The sequence below is a fragment of the Microbispora triticiradicis genome (assembly GCF_005864065.1).
Classification (GTDB): Bacteria; Actinomycetota; Actinomycetes; order Streptosporangiales; family Streptosporangiaceae; genus Microbispora; species Microbispora triticiradicis.
Genome location: NZ_VANP01000046.1, coordinates 1 through 1,018, shown reverse-complemented (window position 1 = coordinate 1,018; position 1,018 = coordinate 1). Strand labels below are relative to the sequence as shown.

1 protein-coding gene is annotated in these 1,018 nt (G+C 69.3%); it reads left to right on the top strand.

What is annotated here, in order from left to right; genetic code table 11:
• The coding region (locus tag FED44_RS35445; RefSeq protein ID WP_244302557.1) for an SDR family NAD(P)-dependent oxidoreductase at positions 1 to 886 on the top strand (886 nt) is incomplete at its 5' end.
• Positions 887 to 1,018 lie beyond the last annotated feature (132 nt).

Below are 1,018 nucleotides of genomic sequence, written 5' to 3'. Positions count from 1 at the left end.
GGGGGTTGTAACGGCTGAAAGCGGCAACAAGGAGCACACCATGCAGAAGGTTTGGTTCGTCACCGGCTCGTCCCGCGGCCTGGGCCGCAACTTCGTGGAGGCCGCCCTGGCGCGCGGCGACAAGGTCGCTGCCACCGCTCGGAACACCGCGAGCCTGCAGGCTCTGGCCGACACCTATGGAGACGCGGTGCTTCCACTGGAGATGGACGTGACCGACAGGGCCACCGTCTTCGAGAGCGTGAAGCGCGCCAAGGAGCACTTCGGCCGGCTCGACGTCATCGTGAACAACGCCGGCTACGCCCAGATCGGCGCGGTCGAAGAACTTACAGAACAGGAACTGCGCGACCAGCTCGAGACCAATCTGTTCGGCGCGGTGTGGGTGGTCCAGGCCGCGCTGCCGTACCTGCGCGAGCAGCGCTCGGGGCACATCATCCAGCTTTCCTCGGCCGCCGGGGTCATCGCGATGCCGCTCGGCGGCGCGTACCACGCCTCTAAGTGGGCCCTGGAGGGCCTGAACGAGGCGCTCGCCGGCGAGGTCGCCGAGTTCGGCGTCAAGGTGACCATCATCGAGCCCGGCGGCTTCGCCACCCGGGACGGCCACAACCCCGACCCGCTCGCCAACGGCCACATGGCCAAGCCCGACCCGGCCTACGACGGTCTCCGTCAGCACCTCGGGGCGATGACAGGGAAGATGCCCGCAGGCGACCCGGCCGCCGCGGCACAGGCACTGCTGAAGCTCGTGGACTCCGCCAACCCGCCGGTGCGGGTGCTGTTCGGCAAGGGCTTCCACCCACTGATCGAGCGGGCCTACGCCGACCGGCTCAAGACCTGGGCCGACTGGCAGGACCTCTCAATCAAGGCACACGGCAACCTCGAAGCCCGCTGACTCAGGTGAGAGGCCGCGCAACCGGCGAGCGGCGCCCAGGTCGCCTGGGCGTCCGGGCGATCCGCTCGGCCGGTGAGCCGGATTGTCCTGACGGAGTTGGGGCCTGCTCCCACGTGGGCGGGATGATCGGGC